This window comes from Pseudomonas sp. FP1742, assembly GCF_030687145.1.
Taxonomy (GTDB): Bacteria; Pseudomonadota; Gammaproteobacteria; order Pseudomonadales; family Pseudomonadaceae; genus Aquipseudomonas; species Aquipseudomonas frederiksbergensis_D.
Genome location: NZ_CP117460.1, coordinates 121,663 through 139,189, shown reverse-complemented (window position 1 = coordinate 139,189; position 17,527 = coordinate 121,663). Strand labels below are relative to the sequence as shown.

The window sequence follows — 17,527 nt, the reverse complement described above, 5'->3', positions numbered from 1 at the left end:
CACGGGTGACGATTTCGTCGTCGCACCGCATACTCGCCTGCGTTGGCCTATGCTGCTGACAGCACGACGCTGGTCCATTTCCGAGGGATGCTCAATGTTTTACGTGCAACGCGATGCGCAAGGTCAGTTAGTGCGCGTGGAAGCCACGGCCTACGCCGAGGCCACGGAAACGCTGCCGGCCGACCACCATGAAATCCAGGCCTGGTTTGCCCACGAAGTGGTGGAAACCAGCCTCAAGCAGCTCAAACAGAGCGACCTGGAAATGATCCGGGTACTCGACGACTTGATTCAGGTGCTGACCCAAAAAGGCGTGATCCGCGTCACCGACCTCCCGGCCGCCGCGCAGGCCAAGCTCATGGACCGAACCCAGGCCCGTGAAGCGCTGGGTGGGTTGAGCCAGTTGATCGATGATGATGAGACGGGGTTGATCTAACGCCCCTTCGTCGGCGCCTGCACTGGCGTCTTCGCGAGCAAGCCCGCTCCCACATGGGTTCTGTGTTGATCGCATGATTGCGGTTCGACATAAATCCAGTGTGGGAGCGGGCTTGCTCGCGAAGGCGATCTTCAACTCACCACCGCTCTAACCTGCTAAACCTCGGCCCGAGGCTGCATCGGCGGCGATTCAAGGTGATCCAGCGCCCGCTCCACCAATAACTGCACCCCATCGGCCATGCGGCTGAGCGCCAGGGCTATTGAGCGCCGTGAACCTTCCACATCGTCCGCCAGGTCGGCGGCGATGGCGCTGATGGACAGCAGATCTTCGGAGGCATTGGCGAGAAGGGCTTCGGTGTCGATGTCGGGGGAGACGGTGAAGAGGTGGCCTTTGCGGGGAGAAGGCGGATTCGGCGTTACTTTGAACATAAGAAATACCCTAAACAGTAAGTTGGAGCCGTCACCGTTCGCTTGCACGCGAATAGGGTGGCGGCCGTGCGCAGGTGTGCAAGACCGGGACTGTTTAGGACACCCAGCAGATCCGAGGATCTCCTGCGCGCAGCCGCCATAAAGCAGTAAGCATCGAAATGCTTATTGAGAGGAATGGCAGCACGCTACCTAAACAGTTTGGTCGGACTTGCACGTCCGTGTCACCGATTATTCAGTGACAAAGCCAGACTAGCCCTGAGTTTCGGCCGGAACAAGTTCACCAAAACCGCTACAACTTGAAGGAAATCTCCTAGGACTTTGCCATCAGATTTATCCGGCGCCTGTGCTGACGTCTTCGCGAGCAAGCCCGCTCCCACAATTGATCGGGGCTGACCGCAGAATTGTGGTACGACACAAGTCCAATGTGGGAGCGGGCTTGCTCGCGAAGACGGGCTGACTGGCACCTCTGCACTAAAACCCTACTGCCAAGGCCTAGGCTCACCAAAGAGTTGCCCCTGAACCCCATACAACCCCATCTCACGAATCACCGCCAACTCCCCTTCGGTCTCGACCCGCTCGGCAATCAACGGCAAATCAATGCTGTGCGCCGCCCGCTGGATCGCTTCGATGAACAGGCGCTTGTCGCTCTCCTGATCAATCGCCCGAATGTAACTGCCGTCGATCTTCAGGTACGCCAGCCCCAGCCGCGCCAGGTTGCCGATCATGCTGAAGCGCCCACCAAAACGCTGCAGGCTCAGCGAGAACCCAAGCTCATGCAGACGCCGTGTCAGCTGTTCCAGCACCGCTTGTTCGGGCAGTTGTTCTTCGCCGATTTCCAGGGTCAGTCGTTCCCCGAGATTCGAATGAGAACGCAGGATTTCAAAAACCTTGTTCAGCGCCTGCGGATCCGCCAACGTCGCTGAAGACAGGTTCAGCGCCAGCGACTCCTCATGATCGGCCATCTGTTCGAGCACCAACTCCAGCATCAAAAGGTCCAGCCGCGCGGTCCAGCCGAAACGCTCGAGCCACGGCAGGAAACGCCCGGCGGCAATGGTCTGGCCTTGCTCGTCGAGCAGGCGCGACAGCACTTTGTAATGCAGTACCAACTGCGTGTCCTGGCTGGCCACCACCGGCTGGAAGTACAGCTCGAAACGCTGCTGATCCAACGCCTTATCCAGCAACGTGTGCCAGGCATGGTGATCGTCGCCAACCCGGGCCGACGCACTGTGCTCAAGGCACGCCCAGCTCGGTTCGCCCTGGCTTTCCGCCTGGGCCAGAGCCTGATCCGCCAACCCGATCACCGCTTGCGGCGAGTCGCCATGAGCAAACGGCGCCAGCCCGATTGAAGCCACCGAAGCCACGTCCGTGGCGCCCGTGGCATACAGGCTCACCAGGGCACTCTCGAGGTTGCTCGCCAGTTGCAGCGCTTCTTCGCGCACCAGTCCCGGCGCCAGTACGGCGAATTCACCGCCACGGATGCGCGTCACGAGGTTCTGGGTTTCCGGGTATTTGGCGCACTCGCGGGACAACTGCTCGCCCACCGCTTTGAGCAACTCATCAGTGCGCTGACCGCCCAGCCGCTGGTTCAACCCGGCCAGATCTTTCACCCGCAATAGCAACAGATAACCCGAGCTGGCCTGCTCCGGGTTGCTCACTCGTGCGTTCAATTGCATTTCGAAATAGCGCCGGTTGGCGAGGCCGGTCAAGTTGTCCTGATAGGATTCGGCTCGCAGCTTTTCACTGCGTTCGGCCTGTTCCTGGAACAGCGCCTTGAGCTTCTCGACCATCTGGTTCATGGCCTGCACCACGCGACGCAGTTCGGGGGTGCGCGGCAGCTCCGGCAGGCTGAGAAATTCCCGGCGAGCAATGGCATGGGATTGCTTGACCATGTAGTCCAGCGGCTTGAGTTGCCGACGCAGCAACAAGGCGCCCAGCACCGCACTCACCGCGCCGCAGATCAGCAACCAGCCGAGGCTGCCCAATGCGCTCTGCCACAGCTTGGCCAACGCGAACATCGGATGGCTGACCACCTCGACCCGCGCGGCCTGCTCCCACCCACGGCTGACAATCGCATCGCCACCGGCCGGTTCCAGGCCGATCAGTTTGACGAACCAGTCCGGCACGTTGGTGACCGCCGGGATGCCGCTGCGCTCGACAATTGTCTTGTCGTTGGCCAGATCAACCACGCGGATGCTCGCGTAATAACCGCTATCGAAGATCGAACTGACCAGCAACTCGACCATCGCCGGGTCGTCGATGTTCGGCGTCAGGGACAACGCCAATGCCGTCGCGGCGTCCTGGGCATGGGAGCGCAACTGGTTGACGTACTGGGTGCGCGAGCTTTCCAGACTGACCATGAAGCTGCCGGTGAAGGCGACCACCAGGAACAGACAGATAGCGATCAACAGCTGTTTGAACAAAGACATCTGAGCGCGTGCTCCTAGTTAGTCGTCTCGACCGGGAATCCTTCGGCCTGCATTTTCTTCAATACATCCTGCCAGCGGGACAGGCGTTTGGTATCTCCGACCTTCTTGTTGCCTTTGGCGCCCGGCAACCACAACCCTTCGGCATTGAAAGAGTAGACCGGCAGCAAATCAGTTCGCTGGTTCGCAGGCTTGATCGCGTCGACCAGGCTGTCGAGTACCAAAGGCATGGCCTCCGGGCTTGAGTAGTAGGTCAGCACCATGTGCGCACGGTTCAAGCGTAAAGCCTTGACGTAGGTAATGCGCAGCTTGTCACTGGAGACACCGAGATGGCGCAGGCTGAAATACTTGGCGATAGCGTAGTCTTCGCAATCGCCGGCGCCCTTCCACAAGGCTTCGATCGGAGTTTCCCAATAATCGACCTCGTGCCACAGGTCGATGTCTTCTTCATAACGCATCTGCTTGTTGAAGAACCGGTTGACCACGTTGAGCTGTTCCAGCTCGCCAACCTGCTTTTGCGTGGCCAGCAATTGCTGCCAGGCATCGATGCGCTGCCGCCCTTCACCCAAAGGCCCGTACAATGCCTGCGCGCGACGGCTGATCAGCGAAAAATCCCAGTCGGCATGCAGCCCGCCCAGCATGACACCGGCCAGCAGCAGTGCGCAGCCTAGCCAGCGCAAAGTCCGAGGGATCGCGAAACGTATCGCCAATGCGAGGTATCCAGGTCAGGCAGATGGAAATCTGCTTGATGGTGAAGGTTAGTCTGCTAAAAGACAATGGCACGGTGAGATCACCGGCGACGCGCTAGACTTTGAATGGCGGGAGCAATAAAAAGATCGTAGGAGCTGCCGAAGGCAGCGATCTTTCGACTTTTGTCTGTTTGACAACCCGTCAGGCAGTCTCTAGTGTCCATTTGGATCCAAATATTTCAGCCAATCAGGGTGCGTTTGTCGTGACACAGAAGCCCAACCCCCTCAGCAGTATCAAGGTCAACGGGCCGATTCCCGCTCACCAGGCACGCTCGGTGATCGAAGAAACCCTGCGTGCGGCCATTCTCGACGGTCGTATTCCTTGCGGCATCGCCCTGCGCCAGCAAGACCTCGCTGACCTGTTCGGCGTCAGCCGCATGCCGGTACGCGAAGCCTTGCGCCAACTCGAAGCGCAAGCGCTGCTCAATGTAGTCGCCCATAAAGGTGCGGTGGTCGCTCCACTGGTTCAGGGCGATGCAACAGAAACCTACGAGCTGCGGATCCTGCTGGAGTCTGAAGCCCTGCGTCGGTCGATTCCCCTGCTCGAAGCCGCCGATTTCAAACAGGCTGCGGACTATATCGAGGAGCTGGAAACGCAACACGACTACACCGAGATCGGCCGGCTCAATCGGCTGTTCCACATGGCGCTTTACAACAAGGCCCCCAACAAGCGGCTGCTGAGACTGGTCGAAGACGGGTTGAACGAAGAGGAACGCTTCCTGCGTTTCAACCTGGAAGCCATGGGCCTGGGCAAACTGTCCCAGGAAGATCACCGAGCGTTGTTGCGAGCCGCCGAAGAGCGAGATGTCGAGCGCGGGGTAACGCTGCTCGAAAACCACCTCAACCGGGGTGTCGAAGTCATCACACGCTACCTCGCAAGCCCTGAGGCGCAGCGCCGAAAACTCTCGAAGTAAATCGCGGCGACAGCCCCGAGCGAGCCTATTGAACGATCCGCTTTCGTTTGCCGCGTTTTCGAGCTGATCCGCACCGGGATTACTCCACGAACAAATCTGCTTACAAATCCCCTTTCGCTCATACCGGACTGGTGTGCGGCGACTTCATGCCCTCTCCCCAAAGCCCTGCCATCCTCAAGCCCGATAATTGCACCTATCAGATCATGCAGGGGTGATAGCGACTGCCGTGAATTACGCTCACTCTTGAGCTGCCAACGAATAATGACGGGCGACGCACCGCACCCGCGGAGCAGTCACCCGCACCAAGAACCAATGGAAGGAGTCTTGTCACGGGAAAGGAAGAACCGGCGTCGTTCCCAGCCCACTTCCACCCCCTCAGATCACATTAAAGATCCAAGTAGAAAGTTGCTCTGAGTGAGGCATTCACTCTTTATTTTAATTTTGGCGAATATAAGCCGAAAGGAGCAACTACGCCCAAATAAAACTTTATATAAAAGTCTTATTGGAACTTGTCGCGCCCAACAAAGTTAAACTTTAAATTAATTAAAAAATGACTTGCCGGAAACTTTATTCGTGTATTAGTTTTTCTCCGCCGCCCATAAATACAGGGCAACCAGGCACTACTTGGCGATTGCACAAACCTGAAAATCATCAATTCAATTGAGGCCCACTTTCGCCAATAGAAAACTTCAAGCAACCGTTAATTATTGATCGACACCACCCTCAACGGTATTCCGGATCACTCTTATAGGCTCGCTCATGAAACCGACTAAAGACCGTCTTAATCAGAAGAAAGCAGAACTTAGTGCGCACCCGATCTTCTCTGAAATACATTCGTTATCGGTCCTTCAACGCTTCATGGAAACCCATGTGTTTGCGGTGTGGGATTTCATGTCGTTGACCAAGCGCCTGCAGCAGGAACTGACGTGCGTTCAGTTGCCCTGGCTGCCGCCGCGAGATCCGCAGGCCGCCCGCCTGATCAACGAAATCGTGCTCGGTGAAGAGTCCGACGATCGCCCCGCCCAAGGTCACTACAGCCATTTCGAGTTGTACCTGGATGCGATGCGCGAAGTCGGTGCAAGCACGGTCGCCGTCGAGCGGTTCGTGACGCTGCAAAAAGAAGGCGTGAGCTACGACGTGGCGTTGCAAAGCGTGGACGTCGACCCGGCGGCCGCGCAGTTCGTGCGTCACACCTTGCACACCGCGTTGCATGCGCCGGGGCACAGTGTGGCGGCGGCGTTTCTGCACGGTCGCGAGAGTGTCATCCCGCAGATGTTCCAGCGAATTCTCGACGACTGGGGCATTGGCATTGAACAGGCGCCGACCTTCCGTTACTACCTGGAGCGGCACATCGAAGTCGACTCCGAAGACCATGGCCCGGCGGCAGAAAAACTCCTCGCCCGCCTGGTCGATGGCGATCCGCAGCGTGAAGAAGACGTTTATGCCAGCGCCATCGCCGCCGTGGAAAGTCGCATCGCCCTGTGGGACGGCTTGCGCCTGAGCATGAGCGAACCGGTTGCCGAGGTGAATGCATGAACGCCGCCGACTACCAATCCTTTGCCGACGCCTGGGAAAGCCGCGCAACCATTCGCACCCGCCCCCGGCGCGTGCTGGAGAACGACGACAAGCTGATCTATCCGCTGAGCCGGCAGCCACTGGTGCTGAGTGAAACCTTCCTGCGCGAGTGCCCGGAACAACGTGACTTCGCCCTGGTGCAGACGCTGTACAAGTTCATCAACGACGTGGTGATTTTCGAAACCGAGATCGTCGACAAGACCGCCCGCAGCATCGCTAAAAACCGCTTCAGCGTGGCGTTCCCGTTCGCCTGTCGCTACGACGCCATGACCGTGGTGGTGGACGAGGATTATCACGCCCTGGTGGCCATGGACTTCATGCAGCAGACGGTCGCCATGACCGGCATTGCGCCGATCGAATTGCCCGATGAAATCGAACTGAGCCGCGCCATCCCGGCGGCCGTGGCGCTTGCACCGGAGCACCTGCGCAGCGCCGTCGAGCTGATCTGCGTGGCCATCGCCGAGAACACCGTGACCGGCGATGTGGCGGCGTTCGCCAAGGACGACACAGTCAAGCAGTCGATCAAGGGCCTGATGGCCGACCACTTGCTCGACGAGGGTCGTCATTCCGGGTTCTGGTCGCGGCTGGTGCGCATCTATTGGCACACCGCAAGCGAAGACGATCGCCAGTGCATCGCGCACATCCTGCCGGTGTTCATCAGCCATTACCTGACCAACGACATCCAGAAGTCCTTCGACTTCCACCTGATCGACGCCTTGCAGATCAGCGACGTGGCGCGTCAGGCCCTCAAGAGCGAAGTGTCGGGGCTGGCCTTCCCGATCAATCGCCATCACCCGCTGGTCGCCAACATCGTGCGGTTTTTCCGCAGCAGTTCGCTGCTCGATTCACCGTGCGTGCAAAGCGCCCTGAGCGACTACCTGGTTTAACGAGGAGAACATCATGAGACGTCTCGATATTTTGCTCATCGGGCAAAGCCAGGCCCTGACCGAACTGGCGCAGGAACTCGAACAACACGGTCATTCACTGGCACGGATTTCGAATCCGGTGGAACAGCCGCCGGGCACGTTTGATTTGCTGATCGATGATACGAGCCTGCCATTTCGGGACTTCGGCAGTGCACCGCACCTGCTGCTGCAGGTGGGTGTCGGGCTGCCGGGAGCCTGTGGCCTGCCGCCGCTGGACCTGCTGTGCACGTACAACTCGACGCAGTTGACTCGCGTGCCGGTCGCCGAAGAGTTGTCCGGCAACGGCCAGGCATTGCGCCTGCGGGCAGTGACCGAGCTGGTCGATCATGTGGCGCTGCTGGTCAGCCGCTTCTCCCGGGATGCCGAGTATTTCCTGCAGGCCGAGCCGACGATTTCCGCGCACTTCGAACAGGTGGAAAACCTGCTGTTTTTAGAGCACCTGGCCTTCGTCCATCGGTTCAACACCACGGCTGAACCACGGCTGCTGCAACTCGGGCAGATCCCGATGATCGAGCGGCTCGAACAGCGCTTCATTCAGTCTGCCGAGCGTGCGGCGCTGAACATCGCCGGCACGTCGCTGAGCTATCGAGAACTGCACGCCCATAGCCGCGCCATCCAGCAGCGTTTGCAACCATTGCTCGATCAGCATCAAGGACCATTGGTGGTCGGGATCTGCCTGCCAAAATGCAGCGCGCTGTATGCGGGAATTCTGGCGATCCTGGGCAGCGGCGCGGTGTACCTGCCGCTGGAGCCAAGTCACCCGCTGCAGCGTCAGCAGTACATTCTGGAAAACGCCGGGGCGGTGTTGCTGCTGCATGACGGAGAACACCCGCTCAGCGACGCGATGCCGGGGCTGGACATCAGCGCTAGCGACATCAACGACGTAAATATCGATCAACCCTTGATGCGCCAGCGACCCGCTCTCGATGCGCCATGCATGGCGCTCTATACCTCGGGTACCACGGGTCATCCCAAAGGCGTGTTGCTCAGCCAGGCCAACCTCGCGCACTTCACCGCGTGGTACGCCGACTACGTACAGCTGACCGAACAGAGCCGGGTGTTGCAGTTTTCATCGTTGAGTTTCGACTCGTCGCTGATCGATATTTTCCCGACGTTGCTGCAGGGCGCCGAGCTGATCGTGCCCAACGAGGACCAACGTCGCGACCCGCTGCAACTGGTCGAGCTGATCCGTCATCAGCAACTCAGTCACGCCTTTTTGCCGCCGGCCCTGTTGAGCATTCTGCCGCTGGATCAGTTGCAGGTCCTTGACCACGTGATGACCGGCGGCGATGTCTGCGAACCCTATGTCATCCAGCAACTGACCCGCCAAGGCAATCTCTACAACCTCTATGGCCCGACCGAAGCCACGGTGCTGATCACCGCGCGGCAACTGCGTACCGGCGACAGCAACCGGACCCTCGGCGCACCGATTGCCAACAGTCAGGTGCTGATCCTCGATGAGGACTTGCAACCGGTGACCGAGCACACCGTCGGTGAGTTGTACATCGTCGGTCCGGGGGTTTGCCTGGGTTACCTGAACAACCCGCAACAGACAGCCGAACGCTATCTGAACCTGAGCCTGCCGAACGGCCAGAGTTTGCGTGCCTACCGCTCCGGCGACATGGCCAAGTGGACCGCCGACGGTATCGAGCTATGCGGACGGCGAGACAATCAGGTGAAGATTCGCGGCTTTCGGGTCGAGCCGGAAGAGATCGAACGCTGCCTGCGCGACAGTCAGCTGTACCGTCAGGTGGCGGTGGTCATCGACCGCCATCGACGGATTCTGGCCTTTCTCGCCCAACCTCAGGAAGCGCAACCCGGCGCCGCTCGCGAAGCCTTGAAGGCCCACGCGATGCAGTTTCTGCCGGACTACATGCAGCCGAGCGCCTGGACCGAACTGGCGAGCATGCCGTTCGCCAGCAACGGCAAGGTCGACCGTAAAGCGCTGCTGGAACTGCCCGTCAACGTGACCGAAAACAGCCCACGGCGTTTGCCCACCAGCGCCGATGAAGCGCTGTTGCTGGAGATCTGGGCCGAGCTGCTGGAACTGCCCGCCAGCGCCATCTCCACCGACGAAAGTTTCTTCAACCTCGGCGGGCACTCGATCCTGCTGTCGCGCATGCTCCTGCGTTTGCGTGAAGAGTTCGGCCGCAGCATCTCGATCAATCGCTTCATCGAGCTGCCGACGATTGCGAAGCTGGCGACGTTGGTGCGCGGCTCCGGGACCGAGGAAGTGCTGAGCGAAAAAGCCCTGACCGATGCCTTTCGCGAATTGGACATCGAGCCATTGCCGGTCAGCCGAATGGGCGATGTACACAAGGTGATCGTCACCGGTGCCAACAGCTTTGTCGGAGTGCATATCGTCGAGGCGCTGCTGGCCTGGGGCGCCAGCGAAGTGGCGTGCCTGGTGCGCGATGGCGGTGGGCAATCGGCGGCGCAACGCTTCACGGATGCGTTGCGGGAAAACCGTCTGGAACATCTGGACCTGAGCCGGGTGCGGGTTTACGCAGCAGACATCACGCGCCCGCAACTGGGGCTCAGCGAAGCGGTTTACGAACGGCTGGATCGAGAGTTCGGCGCACTGGTGCACAACGCCGCCAACGTCAATCACGTCCTTGATTACGAGTCGTTGGCGCGGGACAACGTCGAGCCGATTTTCGAGTGCCTGCGCCTGTGTGAAGGACGTAGCAAGAAGATCTTCAACTTCGTCTCGACGCTCTCGGCGTCCAGCACGATTTCCGAGGATGGCCGGGTGCTGGAATTGCCCGCTGCGCAGACGCCGCCGATCTACATCAAGAACGGCTACAACCTGTCCAAATGGGTCGGCGAGCGGATTCTCGAAAGGGCGCGGGAACGTGGGGTGCGGGTCAACCTTTACCGCCCCGGCAACATCAGCTTCAACAGCCTCACCGGCGTCTGCCAGCCCCACAAGAATCGCCTGATGCTAATGCTCAAGGGCTCGATCCAGCTCGGCCAGGTGCCAGAGTTCGCACTGAATTTCGACCTGATGCCGGTGGATTTTCTCGCCCGTTTCATCGCCTTTCATGCCAGCCGTTACCAGGCCGAAAAAGCGGTGTTCAACCTGCACAACCCCGAACCCCTGAGCTGGGACACCTACGTGGCGTCCTTTCGCGAAGCCGGTCGGGAATTCTCGATGGTCAGCGTCGCCGACTGGCAGCAGCAACTGGGCCGGGTCGACAGCGATAACGCGCTGTTTGGCGTACTGGGTTTCTACCTCAACGGCTTTGAGGAAGACATCGGCGACATCTCGATGATCGGCCACGACAACGCTCAGGCGGGCGTGCGGCAGATGGGCGCGCACTACCCGGAAAAATCCCCGGCGCTGCTGCGACGCGGCTGCGACTACCTCAAAGAAATCAACTTCATCTGATTCACCTAACCAAGCACGGAGCAAAAACCATGAACACTCTGCAACCCGATACCCTGATCAAAAACCCTCAAGGCTGTCATGTTGTGTCTTCGGTGAACGTACCGGCTGACGCAGCGCAAGTCTGGGCGGTGGTCGGTAACTTTTCCGGCTTCGACAAATTCATTCCGGCGCTGTCGCACATCGAGATGACGGGTGAAGGCGTATCGTCGCTGCGCAAGAAATTCTTCAAGGACGGCAACCTGGTGGTCGAGCAGCTCAACTCCCGGGATGACCAGGCGCTGAACATGACTTGGACTACCATCTACAACACCTTGGGCGTGGCCAATTTGTGGGCGGCGATGAATGTGGAATCCCTGGGCGCAGACAAGTCGCGGGCAACCTGGACCATCATCGCCGAACCGGCCCAGGGCGGGGCCGAGGCCCTGCCGGGGTTCAAGGATTTCGTTCAGGGGTTTGCCGATGATGCGATGGGGAATGTGGTGAAGCTGTTTGTTTAAGGCTTCGGTTTGGCGGTGACTGATCTACCGCTTTCGCGGGCAAGCCCGCTCCCACAGGGAATGTGTGTACGACACAGACCATGTGGGAGCGGGTTTGCCCGCGATTCAACGATAACGCGGTTCAACTGACCTCAATCAGATCTTGAAGCTATCAACCAGTTGCTTCAACCGATTGGCCTGCTGGGACAGCGCATCGCAATCCTTCAATGTTTCATTGAGGTTGGCCACGCTCTGCTGGTTCAGCAGGTTGATCTGGCTGACGTCGACATTGAGGGTTTCCACCACGGCGGTCTGCTCTTCGGTCGCCGCAGCCACCGATTGGTTCATACCGTCGATTTCGCCGATGCGCTGGGTCACGCTGACCAGCCGCAGGCCGGCCTGGTTCGCGACTTCTACGCTCTGCTCGCTGGATGCCTGACTGGCGTTCATGGTGGTCACCGCTTCGCGAGAACCGATCTGCAGCGAGCTGATCATCTTGTGGATCTCTTCCGCCGATTCCTGGGTGCGATGAGCAAGGTTGCGCACCTCGTCCGCCACCACCGCAAAACCACGACCGGCCTCACCGGCACGGGCCGCTTCGATGGCCGCGTTGAGCGCCAGCAAATTGGTCTGTTGGGAGATGCCTTTGATCACGTCCAGAATGTGGCCGATGTTGTCGGTGCTCGCGTTCAGGGTTTCGATCTGCGTGCAGGACAGGCTGATTTTCTGCGACAGTTCGGTCATGGCCAGAATGGTTTGTTCCACCACCTGACGGCCGTCATCGGCCTGCTCGCTCGCGCCGCTGGCGTGCTGCGAAGCATCGGCGGCGTTGCGGGCGATTTCCTGGGTGGCGGCACCCAATTGGTTGATCGCCGCGGCCACGCTGTTGGTGCGGGCGCTTTGTTCGTCGGATCCGATGATCGAGGCGTTGGACGATGCCATCACCCGTTGCGACAGGTCATGAACCTGGCGGGTCGCCGAGGACACTTCGCAAATCGACGCGTGAATCCGCTCCACGAACTGGTTGAAGGAACCGCCCAACTCGCCGAACTCATCTTTGCTTTCCACGACCAGACGCCGGGTCAGGTCGCCCTCGCCCTGAGCGATGTCCTGCATTGCACGGCCCATCGTGGTCAGCGGACGCATCAACACGTTGATCAGCAGACTCAGCAGCACTGCAATGGCGGTTACGGCAATGAACATCGCGATCAGCGCCGAAGTGCGGAACTGGCTCAGTGGCGCGTAGGCCTTGGCCTTGTCGATCGACAGACCGACGTACCACTCGGCATTCGGCAATCCACTCACTGGCGTGAACGAGAGGATGCGATCCTGCTTGTTCAGTTCGACTTCCTGGTTGCCCTTTTCGATGCGGACGCTGGAACCCGGATAGATGTCTTTCAGGTTCTTCATCACCTGATCCTTGTCCGGGCTGACGATCACCTGACCGTCGGCGCTGACGAGGAATGCGTGACCGATGCCACCGAAATCCACCGAGTTGATGATCTTCACCAGGGTTTCCAGGCTCAGGTCACCACCGACAACGCCCAGCAGTTCGCCGTTCTTTTTCACCGGCATCGCGATGGTCACTACCAGCCCGCCGACCGCGGCCATGTAAGGCGGGGTCAGCATGGTCTTGTCGGCGACCACGGCTTGTTTGTACCAGGGGCGCTGGCGCGGATCGTAGCCATCCGGCATCTTCGCGTCCGGGCGTTGGGTGAACACGCCATTGGCCTGCCCGACGTAGGTGAACTGGAAGTTCGTGGTCAGTGCCGGTTGATCGACCAGTCCCGGCAGATCGGCATTGGCACCTTGATGGGCGACGTTCTGCGCGAGATTTTCCAGGACCAGCACGCGGCCGCTCATCCAGTTCTGCACGCTGCTGGCGGTCAGGTCGCCGGCTTGCTCAACGGAGGATTCGAGGTTTTGCCGGATGGTGTTTCGCTGCAGATAGTCGTTGTACAAAGTGAACAACGCAAAAGCCAGCACCACGACGCCTGAAGCGGCTAGCAGGATTTTATGGCTGAACTTGAGATTCATTTCATGGGACTTCTTATGCCAAAAGTGGGGATGCGTTCCGGGTTGCAACATTCCATGTAACAGCGCAGATGGCATTTTTAAGCCGCTCTACTTTGGTGCACGCATGTGTCACCAGTCTTTCGGCACGAGCGGGAGAAAACTTAGGGATTTGTACGAAACCCGTCAGATACCCGCCGAACGGCGTGCTAGAGAGAACGGATTACTGGGCGTTGGTCTGTATCTGGTGTTGCTGGCTCGACAGAGTAGCGAGGCATGCAGACGTGGGATCTGACCCGCTTCGGACTTGAATTTCTATAAGCCCAGAAAGACAAAACCCCTGTCTGCATACGCAGACAGGGGTTTCGGAATTCAATCTTGACGATGACCTACTCTCACATGGGGAAACCCCACACTACCATCGGCGATGCATCGTTTCACTGCTGAGTTCGGGATGGGATCAGGTGGTTCCAATGCTCTATGGTCGTCAAGAAATTCTGTGACCAGCCCGTTACAGCGGTAACGTGCCAGCAAAATCGGTGACTTCTACTAAAACAAAACCCCTACCTGCATATGCAGATAGGGGTTTCGGAATTTAATCTTGACGATGACCTACTCTCACATGGGGAAACCCCACACTACCATCGGCGATGCATCGTTTCACTGCTGAGTTCGGGATGGGATCAGGTGGTTCCAATGCTCTATGGTCGTCAAGAAATTCGGGTACCGAACCGTCTTTCGACGCTTCAGCAAATTGGGTATGCGATAGTTTGTGTGTTTGCTTCTCGAACTTTCGGTTCATTGCGTCTTCACACACCGCAATCTGGCTCTTTAAGCGCAAATTGCTTGGGTGTTATATGGTCAAGCCTCACGGGCAATTAGTATTGGTTAGCTCAACGCCTCACAGCGCTTACACACCCAACCTATCAACGTCGTAGTCTTCGACGGCCCTTCAGGGGACTCAAGGTCCCAGTGAGATCTCATCTTGAGGCTAGTTTCCCGCTTAGATGCTTTCAGCGGTTATCTATTCCGAACATAGCTACCCGGCAATGCCACTGGCGTGACAACCGGAACACCAGAGGTTCGTCCACTCCGGTCCTCTCGTACTAGGAGCAGCCCCTCTCAAATCTCAAACGTCCACGGCAGATAGGGACCGAACTGTCTCACGACGTTCTAAACCCAGCTCGCGTACCACTTTAAATGGCGAACAGCCATACCCTTGGGACCGGCTTCAGCCCCAGGATGTGATGAGCCGACATCGAGGTGCCAAACACCGCCGTCGATATGAACTCTTGGGCGGTATCAGCCTGTTATCCCCGGAGTACCTTTTATCCGTTGAGCGATGGCCCTTCCATACAGAACCACCGGATCACTAAGACCTACTTTCGTACCTGCTCGACGTGTCTGTCTCGCAGTCAAGCGCGCTTTTGCCTTTATACTCTACGACCGATTTCCGACCGGTCTGAGCGCACCTTCGTACTCCTCCGTTACTCTTTAGGAGGAGACCGCCCCAGTCAAACTACCCACCATACACTGTCCTCGATCCGGATAACGGACCTGAGTTAGAACCTCAAAGTTGCCAGGGTGGTATTTCAAGGATGGCTCCACGCGAACTGGCGTCCACGCTTCAAAGCCTCCCACCTATCCTACACAAGCAAATTCAAAGTCCAGTGCAAAGCTATAGTAAAGGTTCACGGGGTCTTTCCGTCTAGCCGCGGATACACTGCATCTTCACAGCGATTTCAATTTCACTGAGTCTCGGGTGGAGACAGCGCCGCCATCGTTACGCCATTCGTGCAGGTCGGAACTTACCCGACAAGGAATTTCGCTACCTTAGGACCGTTATAGTTACGGCCGCCGTTTACCGGGGCTTCGATCAAGAGCTTCGCGTTAGCTAACCCCATCAATTAACCTTCCGGCACCGGGCAGGCGTCACACCCTATACGTCCACTTTCGTGTTTGCAGAGTGCTGTGTTTTTAATAAACAGTCGCAGCGGCCTGGTATCTTCGACCGGCGTGGGCTTACGCAGTAAATGCTTCACCCTCACCGGCGCACCTTCTCCCGAAGTTACGGTGCCATTTTGCCTAGTTCCTTCACCCGAGTTCTCTCAAGCGCCTTGGTATTCTCTACCCAACCACCTGTGTCGGTTTGGGGTACGGTTCCTGGTTACCTGAAGCTTAGAAGCTTTTCTTGGAAGCATGGCATCAACCACTTCGTGTTCTAAAAGAACACTCGTCATCAGCTCTCGGCCTTAGAATCCCGGATTTACCTAAGATTCCAGCCTACCACCTTAAACTTGGACAACCAACGCCAAGCTGGCCTAGCCTTCTCCGTCCCTCCATCGCAATAACCAGAAGTACAGGAATATTAACCTGTTTTCCATCGACTACGCTTTTCAGCCTCGCCTTAGGGACCGACTAACCCTGCGTCGATTAACGTTGCGCAGGAAACCTTGGTCTTTCGGCGTGGGTGTTTTTCACACCCATTGTCGTTACTCATGTCAGCATTCGCACTTCTGATACCTCCAGCAAGCTTCTCAACTCACCTTCACAGGCTTACAGAACGCTCCTCTACCGCATCACCTAAGTGATACCGTAGCTTCGGTGTATGGTTTGAGCCCCGTTACATCTTCCGCGCAGGCCGACTCGACTAGTGAGCTATTACGCTTTCTTTAAAGGGTGGCTGCTTCTAAGCCAACCTCCTAGCTGTCTAAGCCTTCCCACATCGTTTCCCACTTAACCATAACTTTGGGACCTTAGCTGACGGTCTGGGTTGTTTCCCTTTTCACGACGGACGTTAGCACCCGCCGTGTGTCTCCCATGCTCGGCACTTGTAGGTATTCGGAGTTTGCATCGGTTTGGTAAGTCGGGATGACCCCCTAGCCGAAACAGTGCTCTACCCCCTACAGTGATACATGAGGCGCTACCTAAATAGCTTTCGAGGAGAACCAGCTATCTCCGAGCTTGATTAGCCTTTCACTCCGATCCACAGGTCATCCGCTAACTTTTCAACGGTAGTCGGTTCGGTCCTCCAGTCAGTGTTACCTAACCTTCAACCTGCCCATGGATAGATCGCCCGGTTTCGGGTCTATTCCCAGCGACTAGACGCCCTATTAAGACTCGCTTTCGCTACGCCTCCCCTATTCGGTTAAGCTCGCCACTGAAAATAAGTCGCTGACCCATTATACAAAAGGTACGCAGTCACCCAACAAAGTGGGCTCCCACTGCTTGTACGCATACGGTTTCAGGATCTATTTCACTCCCCTCTCCGGGGTTCTTTTCGCCTTTCCCTCACGGTACTAGTTCACTATCGGTCAGTCAGTAGTATTTAGCCTTGGAGGATGGTCCCCCCATATTCAGACAAAGTTTCTCGTGCTCCGTCCTACTCGATTTCATGATAAGAGATTTTCGCGTACAGGGCTATCACCCACTATGGCCGCACTTTCCAGAGCGTTCCGCTAATCTCAAATCACTTAAGGGCTAGTCCCCGTTCGCTCGCCACTACTAAGGGAATCTCGGTTGATTTCTTTTCCTCAGGGTACTTAGATGTTTCAGTTCCCCTGGTTCGCCTCTTAAGCCTATGTATTCAGCTTAAGATAACCATCTTATGATGGCTGGGTTCCCCCATTCAGACATCTCCGGATCAAAGTCTGTTTGCCGACTCCCCGAAGCTTTTCGCAGGCTACCACGTCTTTCATCGCCTCTGACTGCCAAGGCATCCACCGTATGCGCTTCTTCACTTGACCATATAACCCCAAGCAATCTGGTTATACTGTGAAGACGACATTCGCCGAAAATTCGCGATTAAACTCACAAATTTTACCTTAGCCTGATCCGTTACCAGTGAAAGTAACGTTCAGTCTATCTTTCTATCACATACCCAAATTTTTAAAGAACGATCTAGCCAAAGACTAGAAATCAACATTCACCATCATCACAATGGAATGCTCATTTCTAAGCTTTCAACAACAGAAGCAGTAGTGGTGGAGCCAAACGGGATCGAACCGTTGACCTCCTGCGTGCAAGGCAGGCGCTCTCCCAGCTGAGCTATGGCCCGTATTTCTACAGGTTTCCCACACAAAATTGGTGGGTCTGGGCAGATTCGAACTGCCGACCTCACCCTTATCAGGGGTGCGCTCTAACCAACTGAGCTACAGACCCAATTTCGGGCTGCTTCTTATCGCCTTCTTCAATGAATC

General features: G+C 57.4%; 10 protein-coding genes, 1 tRNA gene and 3 rRNA genes. 6 read left to right on the top strand and 8 right to left on the bottom strand.

The features are described from left to right. The first annotated feature begins 94 nt into the window (after positions 1 to 94). Positions 95 to 433, top strand: a complete 339-nt coding sequence (locus PSH64_RS00650) for a hypothetical protein (RefSeq protein ID WP_007896114.1) — start codon at positions 95 to 97, stop codon at positions 431 to 433. A gap of 155 nt (positions 434 to 588) precedes the next feature. On the opposite strand, the gene PSH64_RS00645 is transcribed toward PSH64_RS00650, so the two are convergent. The 3 genes from PSH64_RS00645 to lapG form a co-directional block, all read right to left on the bottom strand. Beyond that, positions 589 to 915 carry a DUF6124 family protein gene (locus PSH64_RS00645; protein WP_370694467.1) on the bottom strand — a complete coding sequence of 109 codons (327 nt, stop codon included), beginning with the start codon at positions 913 to 915 and terminating at the stop codon, positions 589 to 591. Between the two features lie 425 nt (positions 916 to 1,340). Continuing rightward, positions 1,341 to 3,287, bottom strand: a complete 1,947-nt coding sequence (lapD, locus tag PSH64_RS00640) for a cyclic di-GMP receptor LapD (protein WP_305479585.1) — start codon at positions 3,285 to 3,287, stop codon at positions 1,341 to 1,343. 14 nt (positions 3,288 to 3,301) lie between these two features. Next, positions 3,302 to 3,994, bottom strand: coding sequence for a cysteine protease LapG (gene lapG, locus PSH64_RS00635; protein WP_105349110.1), 693 nt, complete (start codon positions 3,992 to 3,994; stop codon positions 3,302 to 3,304). A gap of 242 nt (positions 3,995 to 4,236) precedes the next feature. Between lapG and PSH64_RS00630 the strand changes: the two genes are divergently transcribed. The 5 genes from PSH64_RS00630 to PSH64_RS00610 all read left to right on the top strand — a co-directional run bounded on the left by PSH64_RS00630 (position 4,237) and on the right by PSH64_RS00610 (position 11,336). Then, complete coding sequence (locus tag PSH64_RS00630; RefSeq protein WP_105349107.1) at positions 4,237 to 4,947, top strand: GntR family transcriptional regulator; 711 nt, start codon at positions 4,237 to 4,239, stop codon at positions 4,945 to 4,947. Positions 4,948 to 5,706: 759 nt separating this feature from the next. Next, positions 5,707 to 6,483, top strand: coding sequence for a DUF3050 domain-containing protein (locus tag PSH64_RS00625; protein WP_105349105.1), 777 nt, complete (start codon positions 5,707 to 5,709; stop codon positions 6,481 to 6,483). Next, positions 6,480 to 7,409, top strand: coding sequence for a diiron oxygenase (locus tag PSH64_RS00620; RefSeq protein WP_105349102.1), 930 nt, complete (start codon positions 6,480 to 6,482; stop codon positions 7,407 to 7,409). The genes PSH64_RS00625 and PSH64_RS00620 overlap by 4 nt, the downstream gene beginning before the upstream one ends. A gap of 13 nt (positions 7,410 to 7,422) precedes the next feature. After that, positions 7,423 to 10,839, top strand: coding sequence for a non-ribosomal peptide synthetase (locus PSH64_RS00615; RefSeq protein WP_305479583.1), 3,417 nt, complete (start codon positions 7,423 to 7,425; stop codon positions 10,837 to 10,839). 29 nt (positions 10,840 to 10,868) lie between these two features. After that, the gene (locus PSH64_RS00610; protein ID WP_305479581.1) at positions 10,869 to 11,336 is read left to right on the top strand and encodes an SRPBCC family protein; all 468 of its coding nucleotides are present in this window, start codon (positions 10,869 to 10,871) and stop codon (positions 11,334 to 11,336) included. A gap of 135 nt (positions 11,337 to 11,471) precedes the next feature. Here PSH64_RS00610 and PSH64_RS00605 read toward each other — a convergent pair whose 3' ends face one another. From PSH64_RS00605 to PSH64_RS00585, 5 genes are all read right to left on the bottom strand, one after another. Continuing rightward, positions 11,472 to 13,352, bottom strand: coding sequence for a methyl-accepting chemotaxis protein (locus tag PSH64_RS00605; RefSeq protein ID WP_105349095.1), 1,881 nt, complete (start codon positions 13,350 to 13,352; stop codon positions 11,472 to 11,474). A gap of 352 nt (positions 13,353 to 13,704) precedes the next feature. Then, a 5S ribosomal RNA gene (rrf, locus tag PSH64_RS00600) occupies positions 13,705 to 13,820 on the bottom strand. A gap of 107 nt (positions 13,821 to 13,927) precedes the next feature. Continuing rightward, positions 13,928 to 14,043: ribosomal RNA gene (gene rrf / locus PSH64_RS00595) — 5S ribosomal RNA — on the bottom strand. A gap of 142 nt (positions 14,044 to 14,185) precedes the next feature. Then, positions 14,186 to 17,074: ribosomal RNA gene (locus tag PSH64_RS00590) — 23S ribosomal RNA — on the bottom strand. Between the two features lie 338 nt (positions 17,075 to 17,412). Beyond that, positions 17,413 to 17,489, bottom strand: a tRNA-Ile gene (locus tag PSH64_RS00585). Positions 17,490 to 17,527 lie beyond the last annotated feature (38 nt).

What these genes read in the sequence shown, in the direction of transcription:
- PSH64_RS00610 (WP_305479581.1), top strand. Translation starts at nt 10,869, where the DNA reads ATGAACACTCTGCAACCCGATACCCTGATCAAAAACCCTCAAGGCTGT.
- PSH64_RS00650 (WP_007896114.1), top strand. Translation starts at nt 95, where the DNA reads ATGTTTTACGTGCAACGCGATGCGCAAGGTCAGTTAGTGCGCGTGGAA.
- lapD (WP_305479585.1), bottom strand. Translation starts at nt 3,287, where the DNA reads ATGTCTTTGTTCAAACAGCTGTTGATCGCTATCTGTCTGTTCCTGGTG.
- PSH64_RS00605 (WP_105349095.1), bottom strand. Translation starts at nt 13,352, where the DNA reads ATGAATCTCAAGTTCAGCCATAAAATCCTGCTAGCCGCTTCAGGCGTC.
- PSH64_RS00615 (WP_305479583.1), top strand. Translation starts at nt 7,423, where the DNA reads ATGAGACGTCTCGATATTTTGCTCATCGGGCAAAGCCAGGCCCTGACC.
- PSH64_RS00620 (WP_105349102.1), top strand. Translation starts at nt 6,480, where the DNA reads ATGAACGCCGCCGACTACCAATCCTTTGCCGACGCCTGGGAAAGCCGC.
- PSH64_RS00625 (WP_105349105.1), top strand. Translation starts at nt 5,707, where the DNA reads ATGAAACCGACTAAAGACCGTCTTAATCAGAAGAAAGCAGAACTTAGT.